Origin of the sequence: Psychrobacter sp. TAE2020 (genome assembly GCF_018919485.1) — a bacterium.
Taxonomy (GTDB): domain Bacteria; phylum Pseudomonadota; class Gammaproteobacteria; order Pseudomonadales; family Moraxellaceae; genus Psychrobacter.
On sequence record NZ_JAHLMU010000001.1, the window covers coordinates 65,585 to 86,381 of the forward strand.

17 protein-coding genes are annotated in these 20,797 nt (G+C 40.8%); 12 read left to right on the plus strand and 5 right to left on the minus strand.

Annotated features, from left to right (window positions below):
* The first annotated feature begins 733 nt into the window (after window positions 1-733).
* The 7 genes from hfq (at window position 734) to radA (ending at window position 7,248) form a co-directional block, all read left to right on the plus strand.
* Complete coding sequence (gene hfq / locus KPY62_RS00280; RefSeq protein ID WP_216580307.1) at window positions 734-1,312, plus strand: RNA chaperone Hfq; 579 nt, start codon at window positions 734-736, stop codon at window positions 1,310-1,312.
* Between the two features lie 205 nt (window positions 1,313-1,517).
* Window positions 1,518-2,510, plus strand: coding sequence for a KpsF/GutQ family sugar-phosphate isomerase (locus tag KPY62_RS00285; RefSeq protein ID WP_216580308.1), 993 nt, complete (start codon window positions 1,518-1,520; stop codon window positions 2,508-2,510).
* 110 nt (window positions 2,511-2,620) lie between these two features.
* Window positions 2,621-3,166, plus strand: a complete 546-nt coding sequence (locus KPY62_RS00290; protein WP_216580309.1) for a KdsC family phosphatase — start codon at window positions 2,621-2,623, stop codon at window positions 3,164-3,166.
* Window positions 3,167-3,345: 179 nt separating this feature from the next.
* Window positions 3,346-3,930 carry an LPS export ABC transporter periplasmic protein LptC gene (gene lptC / locus KPY62_RS00295; protein WP_216580310.1) on the plus strand — a complete coding sequence of 195 codons (585 nt, stop codon included), beginning with the start codon at window positions 3,346-3,348 and terminating at the stop codon, window positions 3,928-3,930.
* Between the two features lie 138 nt (window positions 3,931-4,068).
* Entirely contained in the window at window positions 4,069-4,596 is a 528-nt protein-coding gene (gene lptA / locus KPY62_RS00300; RefSeq protein ID WP_216580311.1) for a lipopolysaccharide transport periplasmic protein LptA, read from the plus strand.
* Between the two features lie 235 nt (window positions 4,597-4,831).
* Window positions 4,832-5,542 carry an LPS export ABC transporter ATP-binding protein gene (lptB, locus tag KPY62_RS00305; protein ID WP_216582962.1) on the plus strand — a complete coding sequence of 237 codons (711 nt, stop codon included), beginning with the start codon at window positions 4,832-4,834 and terminating at the stop codon, window positions 5,540-5,542.
* 263 nt (window positions 5,543-5,805) lie between these two features.
* Window positions 5,806-7,248 (plus strand): DNA repair protein RadA, encoded by a 1,443-nt coding sequence (gene radA / locus KPY62_RS00310; protein ID WP_216580312.1) that lies wholly within the window; start codon window positions 5,806-5,808, stop codon window positions 7,246-7,248.
* Between the two features lie 198 nt (window positions 7,249-7,446).
* Here the strand turns inward: radA and KPY62_RS00315 are convergent, their stop codons facing one another.
* Window positions 7,447-8,061: a septal ring lytic transglycosylase RlpA family protein gene (locus KPY62_RS00315; protein ID WP_216580313.1), complete on the minus strand. Its 615-nt coding sequence runs from the start codon at window positions 8,059-8,061 to the stop codon at window positions 7,447-7,449.
* Between the two features lie 989 nt (window positions 8,062-9,050).
* Complete coding sequence (rodA, locus tag KPY62_RS00320) at window positions 9,051-10,193, minus strand: rod shape-determining protein RodA (RefSeq protein ID WP_216580314.1); 1,143 nt, start codon at window positions 10,191-10,193, stop codon at window positions 9,051-9,053.
* Window positions 10,194-10,499: 306 nt separating this feature from the next.
* Between rodA and KPY62_RS00325 the strand changes: the two genes are divergently transcribed.
* Window positions 10,500-11,450, plus strand: coding sequence for a D-Ala-D-Ala carboxypeptidase family metallohydrolase (locus KPY62_RS00325; RefSeq protein ID WP_216580315.1), 951 nt, complete (start codon window positions 10,500-10,502; stop codon window positions 11,448-11,450).
* A gap of 410 nt (window positions 11,451-11,860) precedes the next feature.
* Window positions 11,861-12,424, plus strand: a complete 564-nt coding sequence (locus KPY62_RS00330) for a hypothetical protein (RefSeq protein ID WP_216580316.1) — start codon at window positions 11,861-11,863, stop codon at window positions 12,422-12,424.
* 30 nt (window positions 12,425-12,454) lie between these two features.
* Here the strand turns inward: KPY62_RS00330 and KPY62_RS00335 are convergent, their stop codons facing one another.
* On the minus strand, window positions 12,455-13,948 hold the full coding sequence (locus KPY62_RS00335) for a M16 family metallopeptidase (RefSeq protein WP_228730505.1): 1,494 nt from the start codon (window positions 13,946-13,948) through the stop codon (window positions 12,455-12,457).
* Window positions 13,949-14,070: 122 nt separating this feature from the next.
* Window positions 14,071-15,540: a M16 family metallopeptidase gene (locus KPY62_RS00340; protein ID WP_216580317.1), complete on the minus strand. Its 1,470-nt coding sequence runs from the start codon at window positions 15,538-15,540 to the stop codon at window positions 14,071-14,073.
* Between the two features lie 1,477 nt (window positions 15,541-17,017).
* On the opposite strand from KPY62_RS00340, the gene ftsY reads away from it, so the two are divergent.
* Both ftsY and KPY62_RS00350 read left to right on the plus strand, forming a co-directional pair.
* On the plus strand, window positions 17,018-17,926 hold the full coding sequence (gene ftsY / locus KPY62_RS00345) for a signal recognition particle-docking protein FtsY (RefSeq protein ID WP_216582967.1): 909 nt from the start codon (window positions 17,018-17,020) through the stop codon (window positions 17,924-17,926).
* 61 nt (window positions 17,927-17,987) lie between these two features.
* Window positions 17,988-18,587, plus strand: a complete 600-nt coding sequence (locus KPY62_RS00350) for a methylated-DNA--[protein]-cysteine S-methyltransferase (RefSeq protein WP_416384019.1) — start codon at window positions 17,988-17,990, stop codon at window positions 18,585-18,587.
* Between the two features lie 79 nt (window positions 18,588-18,666).
* On the opposite strand, the gene KPY62_RS00355 is transcribed toward KPY62_RS00350, so the two are convergent.
* On the minus strand, window positions 18,667-19,416 hold the full coding sequence (locus KPY62_RS00355) for a YebC/PmpR family DNA-binding transcriptional regulator (protein WP_216580318.1): 750 nt from the start codon (window positions 19,414-19,416) through the stop codon (window positions 18,667-18,669).
* 486 nt (window positions 19,417-19,902) lie between these two features.
* Between KPY62_RS00355 and KPY62_RS00360 the strand changes: the two genes are divergently transcribed.
* A complete protein-coding gene (locus KPY62_RS00360) occupies window positions 19,903-20,733 on the plus strand; it encodes an ion transporter (protein WP_216580319.1) in 831 nt (276 codons plus the stop codon).
* Window positions 20,734-20,797 lie beyond the last annotated feature (64 nt).

The window sequence follows — 20,797 nt, forward strand, 5'->3', positions numbered from 1 at the left end:
GATGAGGCAAGTTTTTAATAGTGATAGTAAGCGGACAAGAAGTTGCAAATAAGAGCGTTAACAGCTGTTATAATTATCAGCGTTTAATGGCTCAATTAGCAAAATTTTGCTATCCGCTTATTATATAAGCTAATAAATACTACCAACTGCTAGAGCACAATAGCAGCTGGAAACAAGTGGTTACTTAATATCCTTACAATAGTATTATATTAACGATAGAGTAGCCTTGTTCAAGGCCTATTGAGCATTGGAAAATAAGCGTTTAGAAATGGGTACTTAAAAATATCGGCTATTGATAGTGACTATTTTAGCAAAGCTATATTGCAGAAAAAGTGCAAATAAGCTAACGGTCTGTTTAGTATGAGTAGCTGGATTTGTTACACCGTACTTAAGAATAGGGGCGGTTAGTTTTAGTAGCTCCTCAAAATAGTCACTGCTATGATTCAAGGTTCAACAGGCTCTAAAAAGCACTTGCTTATTTAGATACGTTTTACCTATAAAAAATATTTTGTTAGATGCCTATAACCATTATAATTACTAGTGCAGCGCTATAGAATATTCAAGATAACTGATATTTAACCCTATTTAATATTAATATTAATATCAATTATTGTTATTTAGTGATTATTCTCTAAATATGATATCAGAAGCATTGTTTAGCTTTGGCACTTAATGATTAGCATTCGAAACTGAGTATTCACAATATAATTATATAATAATTAGGAGAGATTTCATGTCAAAAGGACAAACTTTACAAGATCCGTTCTTGAACTCACTGCGCAAAGACCGCATTCCTGTTTCTATTTTTTTGGTTAATGGTATTAAGTTACAAGGTCAAATCGAGTCGTTTGATCAATATGTAGTTTTATTGAAGAATACGGTGAGTCAGATGGTGTATAAGCACGCTATTTCTACAGTAGTGCCAGCACGCAATCCACGTACTAGTACTTCTACTACTACCACCACAACTACTGGCAGTGTGCCACCATCAAGCACTCCTAGTAGCTATCAAGGTAGTAATCCTAGTAGTGGTTTTGAACGTGGTAGTAGTCCTAGCACTCCTGCAAGTAGCAGCGGTAGTGGTTTTGAAGAGCGTGGCTTTGGCTCTAACCGTAGTGGCTTTAATCGCGGTGGCTTTAACCAAGGACAAGATCGCGGTTTTGAGCGTGGCGGTTTTGGGCAAGAGCGTAGTTTTGAGCGTGGCGGTTTCGGACAAGAGCGCGGTTTTGAAGGTCCTGCAGATGATTTAGGATTTGAAGATAAGCCTAATGACAGCTCTGATAATAATTCTCAAGGATCAGATAATAGTTAGTAGCTTTCAAAAATGTATAGCGGTTAAACTAATAATTGTACGCATTGAACCTACTATTGTAATAGTAGGTTTTTTTGTGCTTTGATTAGGGCGTGTTGAACATTCACAGTATCTACATATAGTTACTCTAATATCCGTAGCTATTCATATTAGCCTGATTATAGTAAAATACCCTATCGATCACTAATAAATATTGAGTTAATTTATGAGCCATCCGAATCGATCTTTAAGCCACGAACAATATATTACTACTGCCATTGAAGCTATCAATACTGAGCGTGCAGCGCTAACCATTTTGACTGAGCAGATAGATGAGCGTTTTGCTCAAGCCTGCGATGTCATCTTGGACTGCACTGGCCGAGTAGTAGTCACTGGTATGGGTAAATCAGGATTGATCGGTCGCAAAATAGCGGCAACCTTTGCTTCTACAGGTACCCCAGCATTTTTTATGCATCCTGGTGAAGCTGGTCATGGTGATTTAGGCATGCTAGTCAAAGGGGATGTGCTTTTAGCCATTTCTAATTCCGGTGAGTCTGATGAGATAAAAACTTTATTACCGGTGGTCAAACATTTAGGTATTCCGCTAATTAGCATTAGTCGAGATCAGCGCGGGATGTTACCTAGTGCTGCTGATATTATGCTTACTCTAGGTAATTCGCAAGAAGCCTGTCCGCTCAATTTGGCCCCGACTTCGAGTACTACGGCGACTTTGGCATTAGGTGATGCTTTGGCAGTAGCCTTAGTCCATGCTCGTGATTTTACCTCAGAGGATTTTGCCTTATCGCATCCGGCAGGAGCGCTAGGTCGTCAGCTGTTGACTAGAGTTGAAGACTTGATGCATCCTAGCTCCGAGAACTTACCTTTAGTTAATCAGCGCGCGGTACTACAAGAGGCGTTATTTACTATGAGTAATGGTCGTTTGGGCATGACGGTAGTGACAGATGATGACAACAAGGTCGTCGGAGTATTTACTGATGGGGATCTGCGCCGTGGTCTCGAAAAAGGTATTACTCTAAATACCCCAGTGAGTACAGTGATGACTACTCAGCCACGCCAAGTCAATAAAACTATGCGTGCCTCTGATGCTTTGAGCTTAATGAATGAGAATGCTATTAGTCAGCTGCTAGTGATGGATGAGCAGAATCATTTAGAGGCGATTATTACTGTACATGATTTGCTACAAGCGGGCGTTAAATAGGGCTCCAGTGTCTAGACAGGCATTTATGCTGGCAGCCATTAAGGTGATAGTAACTACTACTGTTAATAGCTTATTGTGCTAACTATAATTACAATTATAAGAGACGTATTATGCAGGATTTAATCAAAAAAGCTGGTCAGGTAAAGCTGTTGGTACTAGATGTCGATGGTATACTGTCAAATGGCCAAATTATCTATGACACTAATGGTGTCGAGACTAAAGCGTTTTCAGTACAAGATGGTGTTGGCATTAAGTCGCTCGCACGCTATGGTATTTTGACTGCGATCATCACTGGACGTAATAGCCAGATGGTCGATAAACGGGCTACCGAAATAGGCATTAATTATGTGGTGCAAGGCCGTGATGATAAGCTTGTTGCGCTCACTGAATTATTAGCAAGCTTAGATCAACAGCTTAATATTAGTGCAGCCGACTGTGCTTATATGGGGGATGATTTGCCAGATATAAAAGTGATGCAAACGGTTGGTTTTGCAGCGACGGTACCTAATGCGCACTCTGAGGTGATCAATCGTAGCGATATGGTGACCACCCGCGCTGGTGGTTACGGCGCAGTACGTGAAGTCTGTGACCTAATATTAAAAGGGCATGGTCACTACCAAGACTTTATCGGTCAGTTTACCTTAGATGATCGCTAATCGTCTGTAGATAACCACGGCAACGTTATTAACAACTAATCAGTTGTGGTAGATACTACAAGGTTGTTAGTACTAGCTATTTGTACTTAACATTAGTATTAGCCGTCGCTTAATAAGATACATTTTTCAACTTGGATGGGCTACAGTATTACCCAAGCCTGCATACAGGATAAGCCGTTTTGAATACTCGTGTGTTAATAGTTTTAGCTCTGATCATCGCCGGTATCGCTGGTTGGTTCTTCCAACAGCAAGGCAAGATCTCACCGCCGATAAATATAGAAGCTCCAGAAGTTGACTATGAGGCTACAGATATAAAAGCGGTGCAGACTAATGAACAAGGGGAAACAGAGTATGAGCTGAAGGCTACTTCACTCACTCATAACCCCAAAACCAATGAAGATGTGATGTCCGGAATTACTATGAACTGGAAGCCATCAGATGAGCAGCGCTATATTATCCAATCGGGTACAGCGACTATCAGTCAAGAATCTGGTGATTTGCATTTATATGATGGTTTTAGCTTAGTTAGCGAAGATAAGACTGCCGCTACTGATATCGAACCAATTAAAGTGACAGGACAAGCGCTAAAAGGCAATACTAAATCAAGACAAGTTTATAGCGATCAACCCGTGAAAGTAGAACAAGGATTGAATCGTTTTGAAGCCTCTAGTATGACCGCTAATTTAGAGACGGGCGAATACGAATTTGGACAAGTGGCGGTGACATTCACTCCAGCTAAACGTCAAGACAAAGCGCTATTTTAATAGTTAATGTCCTCAAAGTAAGTAGCCCTTAGTCTAATAAAAGCTCAGCCTAAAAATAGCTATTGGCATCACCTTAGCAGACCCCATTACTAATTATAGAATCCATTACAGAATCAATTACATAAAGAGTAACCATTTATGAAATCAACAATGCTGTCTGCTACACGCCCGCTGTCAATAGTCATGCTATTAACACTACCTTTGTATAGCCATGCCTTGCCTTCAGATGCTAATCAGCCCATTAAGCTATTAGCAGACAAAGCGACTTATAGTGAGCGTACAGGTATTACTAGCTATTCAGGTACAGTGGTTATTACTCAAGGGACCTTTAAGATGACGGCGGATAATATCACCGTAAACTTATCGCAAGGGCGAAGCATCAACTCAGCAGTAGCTACGGGGCGTCCAGCGACTATGCAACAAGTCGTCACTCAAGAAAAAGGTTTGGCTAAAGGCCAAGCCAATAACATTGACTACAATGCGGTCAATGGCATTGTTACTTTGACAGGCAATGCAAAGCTAGTACAAAACGGCGCTAGCTTTGCTGGTAATGTCATTCGTTATAGTCTCAAAGCGGGTGACGTAGAAGCAACGGCTGGCGGTAATCAACGTGTTGAGTTGGTATTCCCACCTAACGCTAATACTAGTCAGAGCAGCTTACGTTAATCATCGTTAACTTGAAACTTGATTTTTGCTATTAGGCTATAGCCAGTAGCACTGCTAATCTTGTCCTGTTTTACGTCCTATTATAAATACCAGTATGAGTATGAGTATAAGTATGAATGATGACCACAACCTCTCTAGCCACCCTGATTCTTTAGTATCCGAACTGGGCACACAGCAATTGGATAGTAATAAGCTTTTAGCCGATGGTAATAGCGAGCCACGCATACGTTTAGTCATGCAAAACTTAGGCAAGCGCTACAGCAAGCGCTGGGTGGTCAAAGACGTTTCTTTTTCTGTGGAGCAAGGCCAAGTAGTAGGATTATTAGGGCCGAACGGTGCTGGCAAGACTACTAGCTTTTACATGGTAGTAGGCTTAGTCAATATGGATAAAGGTCGTGTCACTTTGGGCAAGATGGATTTGTCGAAATATGCTATGCATGAGCGCGCACGTGCTGGTATTGGTTACTTACCACAAGAGGCTTCTATCTTTCGTAAGCTTTCTATCGAAGATAATATTTTAGCTATACTACAGACCCGTAAAGAGCTCTCCGCTAGTGCTCAGCGTGAAGAGCTTGAAAAACTGATCAACGAGTTCAATCTACAGCATGTACGTAAATCGTTAGGGATGAGCGTATCAGGAGGCGAGCGTCGTCGTTGTGAAATTGCTCGTGCCTTAGCTGCCGATCCTAAATTTATTCTATTGGATGAGCCGTTTGCTGGGGTTGATCCTATTTCAGTAGGCGATATAAAAGATGTGATCTTAGCGCTGAAAAACCGCGGTATCGGGGTACTTATTACTGATCATAACGTCCGTGATACTCTCGCTATTTGTGAGAAAGCTTATATAGTTTCAGAAGGAGCGATCATTGCTGAAGGTAAACCAAAAGATATCTTGGATAATGAGTTAGTAAAAAGTGTCTACTTGGGCAAAGACTTTCAGGCCTAAATTTATTTACTGGGTTTATTTTATTCTGCATCAAACTCTAGTTTTATGATGGTTTATTAATAGTAACCTAAACGATGCTTCAGTCTGGCTATAAAGGCTGAGCATCGCATAAAACTTGACTCTTCTGTTTTTATTAGCGTCATATCTTGATTGCTGCTCTCACAATACTTATTAATTATTCTATTGACTGGATAGCTTGATGGGTGGCTTTACTTAATTTTCACCTTCTTAATTTTTTATAATTTGTATAAGGCTTAACGACTATGGCAAAAAACACTAGTAGCTATGTTTGCCAGCATTGCGGTGCTCATTTTGGCAAATGGGCAGGACAGTGCTCTGATTGTGGTGAATGGAATAGCTTAGTCGAAGCACCCAATGTCAGTATGCCGCACCATAATAAAAAAACCCCCAGACCAGCAGCTCGTGCGGCGCCTCGTAATGCTGATGCCAGTAGCTCAACGACTGGCAACTATTCAGGCAATCATAGTGCGGTTATGCCTCTGAATGCGGTTAGTGTCACTTTAGATTCGCGTATGTCGACGGGTATCAGTGAGTTCGATCGAGTACTAGGCGGTGGCTTGGTCGCCGGCTCCGTAGTATTGATAGGCGGTGATCCAGGTATCGGTAAATCAACTATCTTGCTACAAACAGCAACCAATATGGCAAAGGCTGATTCGTTGGCTGGTAGCGCCCTGTATGTCACTGGTGAGGAATCATTAGCGCAAGTAGCTATGCGTGCTAAGCGCTTGGATCTACCAGCGGACAGACTGCGAGTATTAGCAGAGACTAATGTAGAGACTATCTGTGCTGCTCTGACGCAAGAGCAACCAGCTATCGCTATAATTGACTCCATTCAAACTATCTATACTGATGCCATCAATTCAGCGCCAGGTGGGGTGAGTCAAATTCGTGAGTCTGCAGCTATCTTAACTCGCTATGCCAAGCAAACTGGCACAGCATTATTCTTGGTAGGCCATGTGACCAAAGAAGGTACGCTGGCAGGACCTAGAGTACTTGAGCACATGGTTGATACTGTACTGTACTTTGAAGGTCAGTCTGATTCACGCTTTCGGATGATTCGGGCGGTAAAAAACCGTTTCGGTGCGGTCAATGAGCTGGGTATCTTTGGCATGACTGATATGGGTCTTAAAGAAGTCGCTAATCCTTCAGCGATATTTTTAAGCCGCTATGACAAGCCAGTTGCAGGCTCAGTGGTGATGGTCAGTCGTGAAGGCACGCGTCCACTACTAGTAGAAGTACAAGCCTTGGTTGATGACTCACAAGGACAGCCACGACGTATGGCTTTGGGGCTTGATTTTCAGCGCATGTCGATGTTGTTAGCGGTTATGCACCGTCACGGCGGTATCCATACTAGCGGGCAAGATGTCTATGTGAACGTAGTAGGTGGGGTAAAGGTTATAGAAACAGGCTCTGATTTGGCAGTGTTACTAGCTTGCGCTTCTAGCATCAAAGAGCGAGCGCTGCCTTCTTCACTAGCAGTATTCGGTGAAGTAGGGTTGTCTGGCGAGATACGGCCAGTACCTAATGGTCAAGAGCGTTTAAAAGAAGCTATGAAACATGGCTTTACTCATGCCATCGTGCCCAAATCTAATGCACCAGCTGCTAATTCAGCCCAATTTAAAGGTATCACTATTATCGCCGTAGAGCGCTTGGATGATGCTATAGAAAAGGCCTTTGAGCTGTAGTGATTATAGTTCTACTGTTGCTAGCTTTTATAAGTAATGCTTGAATACTTGTCCGATAGCTACTACTGTTGGATAAGTCCTTAAAACAGAAAAACCGCCAAACTTTTCTCTAAGCTTGGCGGTTTTTCTTTAAGTATTACTTTGCTATTAGGACTTATTAACAGTCTAAAAATATTAATAATATAAATAGTCTAAAGACTAGGGTCCTGAAACACGCTCAATAGAAACGTTACCAACCCCTTTACTAGTGATACCTAACTGTTTAGCAGCACCATAAGATAAATCTAACACACGGTTACCACTAAATGGACCACGGTCATTAACTTTTACTACTACAGTCTTACCATTGGTTTTGTTAGTGACTTTGACATAACAGTTCAAAGGTAATGAACGATGCGCCGCCGTCAAACCATTCATATCAAAAGTATCACCACTGGCGGTTTTACGACCATGGAATTTACGACCATACCAAGAAGCGAGACCAGTCTGCTTAAATTTACTCACTGAATTAGACGCAACTGCTGTCAGACGTTCCAACACATCTTCATCATTGCTGAGTCCAGTAGAGTTGCTGGCCAATAACGAGCTATTGAGAGCCAAAGAGCTTGGCTGACGTGCAGATTTTACTAAACTTGATGCATTGTCATGCTGGCGAGTAAGTTCACCGAGTACACGATCAATATGCGAGGCGTTATCTTGAGAAAAGTTGGCAAGCGTAGTTTTTGCTTCGGCGGCATTAGCGCTAGACGCTATTGTTGAGCCAGCGAACAAAAATACTGACGCGGTAAGAAGACCAGATAAACGCTTATTCATATATATACCTCTGTAACCTAGATTGTAAATCCTAATCAATGATCAGCTATGCCTTATTTGGTAGGACAAGTTGAGCTATTCTGCACTTTTATTTTAATCATCACTGATTAAGTTTATAGATAGATAGTACAAAATATAATTAGTTTTGACTTTTAGGTAAGTTTTATAATTCGCTCATCGATGTTGTTAAATTATCAATCGTATAAAAACCAGTATTGCTACTTTTATTACTGTAGTTATAGGCGCTTGATTAGTTAAGCTCTTTGAAATTTCAAAAGCTAACTATACTGATGAGCTCTGACTTGAATATAATTAATTGCTAACTTGATTAGTAAATCTGTATAGGTTCTGTAGCTGAACACTCTAACAGAGGTTAACGCAATTTTTTGTAAAAAACAAGCGCTAGAATCTGTATGCATAAATCAATCACAAATACCAAACTGATGACTTGTAGTAGGAGTAAGTATTATCTAAAGTTTGTAATAACAAAGACTTAGCTAAAGAAATAACCGGAAAGACACAGTGAGAAAGCGCTGACAAATCCAGTAAATATTCATACCAATAAAGGTTTAAAGAGTTTTATTAGTTATGCTGATGCGCTGACCAAGGATCATGATACGACTAATATTAATATAAAGCTACTAAGATAATTTATCTTGCTATAGGTCAATGATTTTTATGCTTAAGTAATTGAATTTATTCAACTATAACTCTAAACTGGTCCTAACTACAACCAAATTAATCAGAGTTTTTTTGGCAATATGTATATATATTTACAACAAAAAGCCCCTAGTATATTTAGTACTAAGGACCTGGAAAATTAATAAGAAAGCCTTTTGTTAACATTTTTTAAGGTATAAAGAGTAGTTTTAAATAGAGCTATAGTTGATTTCTCAACCTTTGAATGTTCAAAAAGTCCCTGTTTAAGTGGTAGTTTAATTACTAGGGAAAGAGTCAAAACTAGCAGCTATTTAGGGGGATGAGTATAGCTACTTGGGCCTATGAGTATGGATAGACATTAACAATCCGAAGCCTGCCATTAAGGTGACAATGGCAGTACCGCCATAGCTTATGAAGGGCAGTGGAACGCCTACTACTGGTAAAATACCGCCAACCATACCAACATTTACAAACACATAAACGAAGAATGACATAGCGACAGCTCCTGCTAATAATCGGCTATAAGTATCAGGATGAGTAAAGGCGATATATAGCGAGCGCCCTAATAAACAGGCATAAAAAAACATTAGTAATATCACACCCAATAGTCCGAATTCTTCAGAAAATGCCGCTATAATAAAGTCAGTATGACCTTCAGGTAAAAAGTGCAAATGCGATTGAGTACCGTCCAGATAACCTTTACCAGTGAGACCTCCTGACCCTATAGCGGTTTTGGATTGGATGATATTCCAGCCAGCACCTTGAGCATCACCCTCGGGGTTAAAGAGTGTTAATACCCGAGTGCGCTGATAGTCATGTAATAAAAACTGCCAAGCGATAGTGACTATAGGTACAGACAAGGCCAAGGCACCAGCGATCATCCACCAAGATAAACCTGCCAGAAATAATACAAACAGTCCGCTTGCTGCTACTAACAGTGAAGTACCTAAATCGGGCTCTTTGGCGATTAGTAAGACTGGTATGACAATAAGTACTAGAACAATCCCCACACTTGAAAATGTTGGTGGTAGATCGCGTTTGGATAAAAACCAAGCACACATCATTGGCATACCCAGTTTCATAAACTCTGAAGGCTGAACACTGCCGAATCCTGGCAAGTTTATCCATCGCTGCGCGCCCATGCGAACTTCACCGATGATATCTACGAGTACTAGCAGTAGTAAACCCAAAACATAAAAGATAGGGGTTAAAGTACGATAGACGCTAGGTGGAATTTGTGCCATAACAAACATAACTATGAAGGCTACACCATAACTAACGATCTGGCGCAAGACCATAGCGTTGTCTTGAATAGAGGCGCTATATAAAATCGTCAAACCAATACAGCAGATGGACAACAACAATAACGTCAACCAAGGATCTATGTGAATCCTTTGCCACAAAGTCGGCTCCGAATGTTGACCAAGATGGTGGCTTTGACGAGAAAATCTGTATTGCAGGTTAGAAGACATAGGCAAAATTTAGCTTAAAATATGGTTATAAAAAAAGTAAAGTCAATAGAACGAGCCTATTAACCAAAATGTAGTCAATTAAGAGCATAACAGTAAAATAAGGTAAACCGTAAAAAAAGCTATCTACAGTTGCGCTTAAATCCTCCTAAAAAGTAACTTTAGCGTAATAAAGTAACGTCATTATAAAAACTATTAGCATTAGTGTTAATAACAAACCCTCTAAGGCTAATTGGCAGGCGATAGTTTCGCTTGCCTGTGAAAAATTTGATAATATCGATTAGATGTTTTTAGTGGTAGTTACCGTCAATGAAAAATGTAAAAAGTGGTGTTAATGTATCGGTGGTTTGGCAAGTGCCAACAGGATTAGCTGCGCGTGCTGCGTTAGCATTTTTAGTCTGTACCACCAGCATCAGTAGTTATGCAGCGGTCTTGAGTGTCGATAACGAACGCCGGATACAAGTTCGTCAGGGTAATAATGATAATAGCAATGCCTATATAACCCCTGCACCATATCGCCAGCAGATAACTGGTGATAATATGCAAGGCCTTATCGAACAAAAACAGCGCCAATATGAATTCGATGCCAAGGTATCAATAGAAGAAAGTAAGCGGGTAAATATTAAGCCGCGTACCCCTAGTTACAACACTAGCTATAGTACTAGTAATAATAGTTATAATACGAGCTATAACAACTATGACGACTTTAGTAGCATGGATTTCAATAGCTGGCTAAATAGCAACCGCTGGCGTGCTCAACAAGTAGCCAGCTATAAAAGTTATCTCACCTCAAGACTTGGAGCGCAGAATGTTCCGCCACTTGAGCAGCTATTAACAACAGCTCGTAGCTGGGACAAATGTGGCTATGAGCCTTATCAGCTACCACCGCAAGAGTTGTGGTCAAACATAGTACCGACGTTACGGCTGTATAGTGACCTAAAAGCTCAAGGTATCTTACCAGCTAGCACTGAAATACGTTCGGTATATCGTAGTCCAAGCCTTAATGCTTGTGCTGGTGGTGCTGACGGCAGCAAACACATGACCGCAGGTGCCATGGATATTTGGGTGCCTGAGTATGAGAGTAGTCCATGGCGTGTTAGTAATATGCAGGACAGTTTGTGTCAGTTTTGGCAGTATCAAGGCAGCGCTTATAACTTTGGTTTAGGATTATATTCAACAGGGGCTATTCATTTAGATACTGAAGGCTATCGAAAGTGGGGTTTTCAGCATGCCAACAGCGCTTCAGCCTGTCGTTACTAATTAGTAAGAGCGACTAACTGTAGTCATGGCTATAGGATAGTAGCTGTCTATTTGAGTACCGCTATTCGGATACCGATATTACTAAGATAAACAATATAAATCATAGACTTAAGTTGGTTTGTTAATTTAAAAGTATTAGCTATTTATTAATCAATATTCAGTGCTAAGCAGTCTGTATTGACTATTATTACCTCATATCAAGAAGTCGTTTTCTATATGATTAGAGGGTCACATTGACGTATAAGTCATATATAACTATAAATATTTCAAACAAATGTGTTTAAATAGCCCATAATAATGGGCTATTTTTTTAAGTTTTATTTATAACTATAGTTTTGCAATAAGTACTTTTTCTCAATAGAGTTGTTGAACTCACAGTAACTTGATTACAATTATAATAAGTGATATCCATGAATGTATTAAGCTTAGGGCTGGCTGATAAGACCGTGCATCAGCAACAAAACTATTATCTATTAAAGGCCAAAGCACTGCGTTTAAGTTTACAGCTTATTATAGTATCAGCGCTAGTGGCAACTTCTGGTTGTTTACCAAAGGATAGTGACAAAGTTGTCGATAATGAAGCTGCACTCGGACAACAAAGAAAGCAAAATATGGAGGAGATAAAAAACAGCATTAATAACTCTTATGCACTTTTAGCTGCTAGAAGTGCTGATATCTGCCCCAAATTGCTGCAAAAGGATATTGATACCAATGTCATAGAGCGAGTGCAGGAAGTCATGGTAGATGACTACTGTGAATATTATCTATATCCAAAAATCGATCAACGTATAACTGTCAAGCTTAGCGATGATAAAATCGAAGCTTTATTGGTAGTACCAAAATTATATAATTTCGCTGATGGCGATTACAAAGTACTCTCTTATGATAAGCATGTGATCCGTTTAGCCTATAACGGAGCTACCTATAAGCCTGAGCGTTTTATTTATGACGTAGTGATTGAGCTTATAGACTAAATGACTACTCAACCTTACAGCGTTAAACCCCTATTGATGTTTAGCGCTAGTCTTGTTCCAAGGATTGTCTTGTCCTACGGTGACGATTAAGAAGTTATTAGGATCTAAAGTATCACGCAAGGTCTTATTCACTTCAGCGAGCTGTACATTATTGATCCGACTCACATAGTTGGTTAAATAATCATCAGGCAGCTTATAGAAGTTCATTGTCCCTAGCAAACCATTGATACCGCTATTACTAGCAAAGCTCATCGGAAAGCTATTCTTTAAATTGTCTGTGGTCAGCTGCATCTCACTAGCCGTTATACCTTGCGCTAAAGTCTCATTAATCACCTTCAAACTAGCATCTATAGCCATACGAGCTTTATCATTACGTGTCGAAAAGCTTATTTGATAAGGTCCACGAGTGAGCATAGGGTTCATCGAGCCAGATATCCCATAAGTATAGCCAAGGTTCTGTCTAATTTCAGTCATCAATCGAGCATTGAAATCACCCCCTGCTAGTACTTCATTACCGACGGCAAAGTTAGTTTGTTGCTGTTGTTCTTTAGGATCAGTAGCGCGCTTACTGCCTAGCTGTCCCATTAGGACGGTAGTTTGACTACTAGGAAAGTCAATATGAATATGCTGACCTTTAGTCAAAGCCCTAGGTTCAGCTAACACGCTGGCTGCTTGGCCTTTAGATAAGTTTGCGGTAATATCTTCAGCGAGCTTTTTGGCTTGATTTACGCTCAAATTACCAGTTATGGCCAATGAAGCATTAGCGGCTACTAAATAACGATCTTTAAAAGCGATTAAGTCTTGTTGTTCGATACTAGGTACACTGGCAAGGGTGCCAGAGGAGGGGTGAGCATAAGGGTGATTACCATATAATGCCTCGTTAAAAGCTAAGCTGGCAAGACTGCCGGGATCTTGTTTTTGTTGCTGAAGGCCGACTAACAGTCGCGCTTTATTACGCGCTAAAGTAGCTTTATCAAAGCTAGGCTCAGTGAGCATCTGAGTCATCAAATCAACAGCTGGCAATAAATGTTCATCATCAGAGAGACTGCGAAGGGAGATAATAAACATATCTTTATAAGCGCTACTGTTTAGATCGATACCTAAAGTCTCGACCGCCCGAGTAAAGTCATTTTCAGCTAACTTTTTGGAGCCTTGCGTCAACATAGTAGCGGTCATACTAGCAATACCAAAACCATCTATACGTAGACTACCATCCCGCGCACTACCTGCATTAAAACGTAAATCAATATCGACAATCGGTAGAGCAGCTGCCCGTACGAAAGAGACGGGAACGCCAGATTGGGTGTTGAAGTGCACAATACTTGGTACAGTAACTTTTAGCGGTTTGGCATTATTGATGCTAGTGAGCGTAGATAAGGCCGCAATAGGCGCACTGTTATCAATCATAGCTGGCGCTCGATAGTCTGTAGCCTCTTCTGCTTGCGCTGGCGTGGCCAAAGTTGTAAGTCCTACTAGCACTGCCATACTAACAGTGGATGCTGTGGTCATTTTTTTATTTTTCATTACTGTCATTATATGGGTCGCCTCATAGCTTTTAACGAGCATAAGCTTTGCTTTGGTTTCTACATTAAAGTAAAGCAAAATGTTATTTAGTTTACCTAGTTTACCTAGTTTACCTAGTTTGGTTAGTTATTAGTATTATCCGCCAAGCCCGCTTTATCAGCGGCTTTTTTGGGGGGTATAATATACATAACCGTCAAGTTATTCTTGACTAGATATTGTTTGCTCACTGCTTTAATATCGGTAACCGATACGCTATCAAGTTTAGCAGGCAAACTTGCCAGTAATCGATCATCTAAGCCAATAGTTTGCAGCGAGCCTATCATCCGTGCTTGTCCTTCCATGCTATCTTGGGCATAAACTAAGCTAGTAACCGTATTAGTCTTGGCACGGCTAATTTCGTCAGGGGCTATTGGGTCTGTGGCTAGTTTGTCAATTTCAGCAGTGATAGCTTGTTGTGCTTGATCCAAACTGACTCCTTCGCGCGGTGTCGCTTGGATCAAGAACAGTCCATCACCGCGATCTAGTAAGTCATAAGAAGTACCAATAGAAGTTAATAAGCCTTGCTCACGTATTAGTCGACTCTCTAGTCGCGCAGACAGACCACCATCTAACACGTCTTGTGCCAATGATAGGGCGTAGGCTTGCTTTTCATTAGCCGCTCCAACAGTTAATAAGCTTGGTACATTATAGCCCATCAATAATACTGGTACTTGCACCGCTTGCTCTGACTCTACCTGCTGGTAACCACGAAAGCCTTTTTGACGGACTGCTGGGCGCTGCGGTAACTTACTGGCTTTAAGCTCACCAAAGTAGCGTTTTGCTTGAGCCAAGACTTCCGTTGGTTCGACATCGCCAACGATTACTAAAGTGGCATTATTAGGCGTATACCAAGTCTTATACCAGTCTTTTAACTCATCAAGCTTAATAGATTGCAGCTCGTTCATCGGCCCAATCACAGACTCCCCTTTTGGGCTATCAGGTAAGGCTAGCAGGCGAAATGATTCGTAAGCTTTGGCTAGCGGATTGTCATCAGTACGTTGACGACGTTCTTCCATAACCACTTGATGCTCTTTGGTAAAAGCGTCCTCATCAAAACGCAAATTCAGCATCCGATCGGCTTCTAATTCTAGCGCTAATGGCAAACGATTAGCCGGAAATAGCTCATAATAGCCAGTATAATCGTAGCTAGTAAAAGCATTATTCACCCCACCAAATTTTGCGATCAGGCGTTCATAGTCATCGCTTGAAACCTTAGCTGTGCCTTTAAACATCATGTGTTCAAGTAAGTGTGAGATGCCGCCTTTATTTAACGGCTCATCAGTAGAGCCCACCTTGTACCAGATCTGAGTCATAACTACGGGCGCACGGTGATCTTCTTTTACAATGATTTTTAGACCATTATCCAGCTGATATTCGTGGCGTCCTGATAAGTCTATAGCTAAGGCAGATGACCCAACATCTGGTGGTGCTACTTTTTGCTGAATAGTTTGATAGTCGGGATGATTTGCATTAAGTTGACTGGTTTGGCAAGCCGCAAGACTAGTAGCAAGCGCTAGAGCACAAGCAATACGTAAAGTTAGAGAAGATGACATAGTATTTTCTACTTATAAAATGACGATTAAAATAAATCTAGCTAAGTACGACGATCAGCTCAATACAATATCATAGAGAGTTTTTGATGTCAGAAATCAAAATAGCTGTTGGTTCAAGCGCTTGCAGAGTGTTACAACCTACAGTTAAAGCAGACAAAGCTACAATAATAAAGCTGGATATTAGCTTACTAGATTTGCTGTACTGAGTTTGGTCATGCCTGGTTAGTTGCCGCCTAAATACTTTATCACTAGCATAGTTTGACTGGGGCCTTAATAAAGAGCGTTGTGGCGTAAATGACATGACCAATCCTGTTTATATAAAATAGTGTTTTAAAGCGCTAAAGGTAGACTCTGTAACTAAGTTTATAAGGCAGCTTATAACGACTTATGTGCGCCGACCATGACACTAGCAGTTGGCTTAAATTCATGAGTAGTACTACAGCCCGTGGCGGATAGGACGGTTGCTGTTAGCAAAAACGCCAAACCTAGATAATTAAGTTTTTTATAAAAATTAGCAGTCAATAACATAAGTTTTCTCAATAGAATAAGGGCTTAACTAGCATAGGCGAAGTTTAGCACGTTCAAGGTCTTAGTTTTGTGTCTGAATCTTAAGAGAAACTATCTTGATTACCCAGCGCATACTCAATAGTTAGCTAATTAGCTGGCTGCGGTTTACTCACTGGTCAGCAAACCAAGCTAAGGTCAATAATATAGCTAAGAATGCGAAATGCAGCTTATAAAATACCTATGAGATTAGCATTGTCAAAAATGAGCGCCAACTGAATTATGCTAAACTAGGCAAAATTATTAGCTATAGATCCGATAGCTTAGAAAATCACTTTAGAATAAACCCATTAATAATAATGCTAACTTGTAGGGCAAATTTATGAATAATCCGAACAACAGCAATCGTGTGGTCATCAATCTCGATGGTAGTCTTGATGATTTAGATGACGATGACATCACCTTACCCAGTTTGCCCACTCAATCAGTAGCTATTGTCGATGAAGCGCTGAGTGAACCGGACTTACCATCTGTATCAGACACTAGTGTTACTAGCACCGCTGCTATTGATACAGGCCTTAGTGATAGCAAGCCTACTGACAATCAAGCACTTGTTGATAGAGGGCTATCTAGTGCTACGGCGGTAGGTAACATAGCTTTAGGCGCGCCACTAATAGCTCCTGAATTCGATAGTAAGCCTGAAGATACAGCGATTAGCGATCATAATGTTGTACAGTCGGCTGTTGCACAAGCGGCTATACCGAAGATGCCTCTGCAAGCGCAGCTAGGTGACAATCTTAGTAGCAGTAGCAGTAGCAGTAGCAGTAGCAGTAGCAGTACTATTAACAGCGTTACTGATAGCATTACTGACAGTAATAGCGCTATAAGCTCAACCACAGCACCAGAAACGCAGAGTGAGGCAGCACAGAGCGATGAACCCCAAGGTCGACAAAAAGGCAGCTGGTTCAATCGCATGAAGTCGGGACTGTCCAAATCACGTAAAAACTTAGCCGGTGGGATGGTCAATATACTTATCGGTGGTAAAGAAATCGATGATGAGCTGTTAGAAGAAGTCGAAGATCAGTTATTGGTTGCTGATATTGGGGTCAATGCGACTAATCGTATTATTAAAAATTTGACTGAACAAACCAATCGTGGTGATTTGATCTATGCCCACTCATTATATAAAGCGTTACAAAATGAGCTAGTTGATATTCTCACTCCTAAAGTAGCTCCGCTAGTGATAGACAGCAGCAAACAGCCTTTTGTTATTTTGGTAGTTGGAGTCAATGGGGTAGGTAAAACGACTACTATCGGTAAGCTTGCCAAACGTCTGCAAGGTGAGGGCAAGTCAGTGATGCTAGCCGCTGGTGATACTTTCCGAGCCGCTGCTACTGAGCAGTTACAGATTTGGGGAGATCGCAATAATATTCCGGTGGTGGCACAAGGTCACGGCTCTGATAGTGCCTCAGTTATTTTTGATGCTATGCAATCAGCCAAAGCAAAAAATATCGATGTGTTGATTGCTGATACTGCTGGGCGTTTGCAGAATAAAACTTATCTTATGAATGAATTAGAAAAAGTAGTGCGTGTCATGCGTAAAGCTGATCCTACTGCGCCACACGAAGGCATGATCGTCCTCGATGCAGGCACTGGTCAAAACGCTATTAATCAAGTGGAGCTGTTTAATAAAGTGGTTCCTCTAACAGGGATTACTATTACTAAATTAGATGGGACGGCTAAAGGAGGCGTAGTATTCAATATCGCTGAAACCACGGATGTGCCTATTCGTTATATCGGGGTTGGTGAGTCAATCGATGATCTACGCGCCTTTAGTCCTAAACAGTTTGTGGCTGCGTTGTTTGAAACTGATGATGTCTAATTTTAGTAGCCTAGTCAACGTTTAACAAGCTGTTCATTTATCATCAATAGGGATGAAGATTATGATCATAACCAGCATAGTGTTAGCGGGCAAAGGTCAAGCTCAAGTAGCTTTCCCTCAGTCTTCTTTATTGATGGCCAGTCATACAATAGACGGTACGGCAAAGCTTATCTGCTGTACTTGGCTACTAGCAGATGAGAGCTGGCAGGACAGTATAAAATTGAGTACTTTGACAAAGCGCTATAATCTCGCTGGCTTGAAGGTTGAATTTATATCGGTGCAACAGTTAGATCCTAGTAATCTAGAGCAGCAATTATTGTTGACGGCTATTGCTCAAATGCAGCAGTATTTACAAGGAGAGCGTCAAGCCTTTGATTTGCCGCTTGATACTAGCCTAGGTACTCCATTCCAACAAAAAGTTTGGCAAGCTTTGCTTGATATCAAGTATGGCGAAACCATTAGTTATGCCATGCTTGCACAAAATGTCGATAATCCTAAAGGGTTTCGGGCGGTTGCTAATGCTAATGGCAAAAATCCGCTAAGCATTATCATTCCTTGTCACCGAGTTATCGCCAGTGACGGTAAGCTTGGTGGCTATACCGGTGGCTTAGATAAAAAACAGTATTTGCTAGCTCTGGAAGGGGTTAGTTGTAGGCTGTAAAATGACTATTGACTAAAGATGATTATAAAAAAAGCCAAACGTTTATAGACGTTTGGCTTTTTTTGTTGCAGGGCAACGATTACTCTTCAAGCTCTGCCATGATAGCATCAGAGAAATTCACATTAGTATAGACGTTTTGCACGTCATCAATGTCCTCTAACATATCAATCATTTTCATCACTTTTTCGGCATCATCAAGGTTATCAATCTCCGCAGTAGTTGCTGGTGACATAGTTACTTCAGCATTATTAGAGATAAGACCCGCTGCATTGAGGGCATCTTTTACTGAGCCAAAGCTCTCTACTTCAGTAATAACCAACAGACTTTCACCATCGTTCTCAATATCTACTGCACCAGCATCGAGAGCCACTAGCATGACTTCATCCTCTAAGCTAACGTCATCAAAGCTAATCTCGCCGCGCTTGTTAAACAAGTAAGCCACTGAGCCTGAAGTCCCTAGATTGCCGTCATGCTTAGTAAAAGCATGGCGTATTTCACTAACAGTGCGATTGAGATTATCGGTCAAGGTTTCCACTAATACGGCCACGCCACCGATTCCGTAGCCTTCATAGTTAACTTCTTCCATATTTTCATTGTCACCACCACCCGTACCACGATCAACTGCTCGATTGATGGTATCTCTAGTCATGTTGACTGACAGCGCTTTTTCGATGACCGCTCGCAGACGTGGGTTTTTATCAGGATCAGGGTCGCCTTGCTTAGCTGCTGAGACGATTTCACGTATAATCTTAGTAAACACTTTACCTTTTACCGCGTCCTGACGGGCTTTACGGTGCTTAATGTTTGCCCATTTTGAATGACCTGCCATACGATATCCTTACTTTATTTAGAAGACGTCTGCCTTACTCAATGCGAGGTCAGGAGAGGCGACTAATTCATTTGCGATAATAGTTAATTATAAAAGCTCAACAGTATCGAGGTTTTATATTTATAGTGACGTTTATATTTATACTTATAAAAATACTTATACAAATAATAATAGACGCTTAGATAGCCTTATAAGTGTTGAGGCATTAGTTATATTTTTAATCTAAGGGCAATGGTGGTGCTTATTGCTTTCACAAGCTTACGCTTGAGTTAACGATTTGTATATTGTTGCAAGCGGTTTTTTGTTACACTGTGGCAAATGAGCTCACAATACAATTGCCGTTATCAATAAAAGTGCTCAATATTATAAACCACTTTTGGGTGTTTTGACCACTATGACCTATTGAAATGGGTCATGACTATCGATGACCACTCACATCATTCAATATCATCAAGACTCTGATATTATGAGATTACTGACTATTCTATGAAGCAGCCGACTACTGAAGCCATCACCCATTTGCGCAATCGCATTCATATTACTATTGAAGGAACTGATACTCATTCGGGTAAGTTTTTCGATATTGTATTATTAATTGCCATTTTAGCTAGTGTGTCGGTGGTAATGCTTGACAGCGTATTATATATGCGCTTGCAATTCGGCACTATATTCTTTTATGCAGAATGGTTCTTTACTATTCTATTTACTATTGAATATGGGTTGAGACTATTTTCTGCCCCCAATCGTTTTCGTTATATGTTTAGCTTCTTTGGGGTAGTGGATTTACTATCAGTATTACCGAGCTATTTAAGTCTGCTATTCGTAGGCGTACAGTATCTATTAGTCATTCGAATATTGCGCATTCTACGGGTATTTCGAGTACTTAAGCTTAAAGCCTACATGCAACAAGCCGGATTTTTGGCCTCTGCACTGAAAACTAGCCAACAAAAAATCACCGTGTTTTTCTTATCTTTGGTCCTGTTAGTGACTATTTTTGGTTCTATTATCTATGTAGTAGAAGGGCCGGAAAATGGCTTTACTAGTATACCTGTATCTATTTACTGGGCAGTAGTGACAGTAACTACCACCGGCTATGGTGATATGTCACCTAAAACCCCAATCGGGCAAGCGATTGCATCTATGGTAATGATAACGGGTTATTCAATCATTGCCGTACCGACAGGTATTTTTACTGCTGAGCTGGCACGTAATATGCGCCCACAGCTAAATCCTATTGCTTGTCCTAACTGTGGTAAATTTGGTCATGCAATAAATGCCGAGTTTTGTGATCGCTGTGGTCATGCGTTGCATATATAGGCCATTATCAACAATTATAGATAATAGTCATGCTAGTTATTAATGCTTATTAATGTTTTTTATC

Coding starts and splice junctions, on each gene's coding strand:
- KPY62_RS00350 (WP_416384019.1), top strand. CDS start 17,988: ATGATCATAACCAGCATAGTGTTAGCGGGCAAAGGTCAAGCTCAAGTA.
- lptB (WP_216582962.1), top strand. CDS start 4,832: ATGCAAAACTTAGGCAAGCGCTACAGCAAGCGCTGGGTGGTCAAAGAC.
- KPY62_RS00335 (WP_228730505.1), bottom strand. CDS start 13,948: ATGAAAAATAAAAAAATGACCACAGCATCCACTGTTAGTATGGCAGTG.
- hfq (WP_216580307.1), top strand. CDS start 734: ATGTCAAAAGGACAAACTTTACAAGATCCGTTCTTGAACTCACTGCGC.
- KPY62_RS00285 (WP_216580308.1), top strand. CDS start 1,518: ATGAGCCATCCGAATCGATCTTTAAGCCACGAACAATATATTACTACT.
- KPY62_RS00340 (WP_216580317.1), bottom strand. CDS start 15,540: ATGTCATCTTCTCTAACTTTACGTATTGCTTGTGCTCTAGCGCTTGCT.
- KPY62_RS00330 (WP_216580316.1), top strand. CDS start 11,861: ATGAATGTATTAAGCTTAGGGCTGGCTGATAAGACCGTGCATCAGCAA.
- radA (WP_216580312.1), top strand. CDS start 5,806: ATGGCAAAAAACACTAGTAGCTATGTTTGCCAGCATTGCGGTGCTCAT.
- KPY62_RS00360 (WP_216580319.1), top strand. CDS start 19,903: ATGAAGCAGCCGACTACTGAAGCCATCACCCATTTGCGCAATCGCATT.
- KPY62_RS00325 (WP_216580315.1), top strand. CDS start 10,500: ATGAAAAATGTAAAAAGTGGTGTTAATGTATCGGTGGTTTGGCAAGTG.
- lptA (WP_216580311.1), top strand. CDS start 4,069: ATGAAATCAACAATGCTGTCTGCTACACGCCCGCTGTCAATAGTCATG.
- KPY62_RS00355 (WP_216580318.1), bottom strand. CDS start 19,416: ATGGCAGGTCATTCAAAATGGGCAAACATTAAGCACCGTAAAGCCCGT.
- KPY62_RS00290 (WP_216580309.1), top strand. CDS start 2,621: ATGCAGGATTTAATCAAAAAAGCTGGTCAGGTAAAGCTGTTGGTACTA.
- KPY62_RS00315 (WP_216580313.1), bottom strand. CDS start 8,061: ATGAATAAGCGTTTATCTGGTCTTCTTACCGCGTCAGTATTTTTGTTC.
- rodA (WP_216580314.1), bottom strand. CDS start 10,193: ATGTCTTCTAACCTGCAATACAGATTTTCTCGTCAAAGCCACCATCTT.
- ftsY (WP_216582967.1), top strand. CDS start 17,018: ATGAAGTCGGGACTGTCCAAATCACGTAAAAACTTAGCCGGTGGGATG.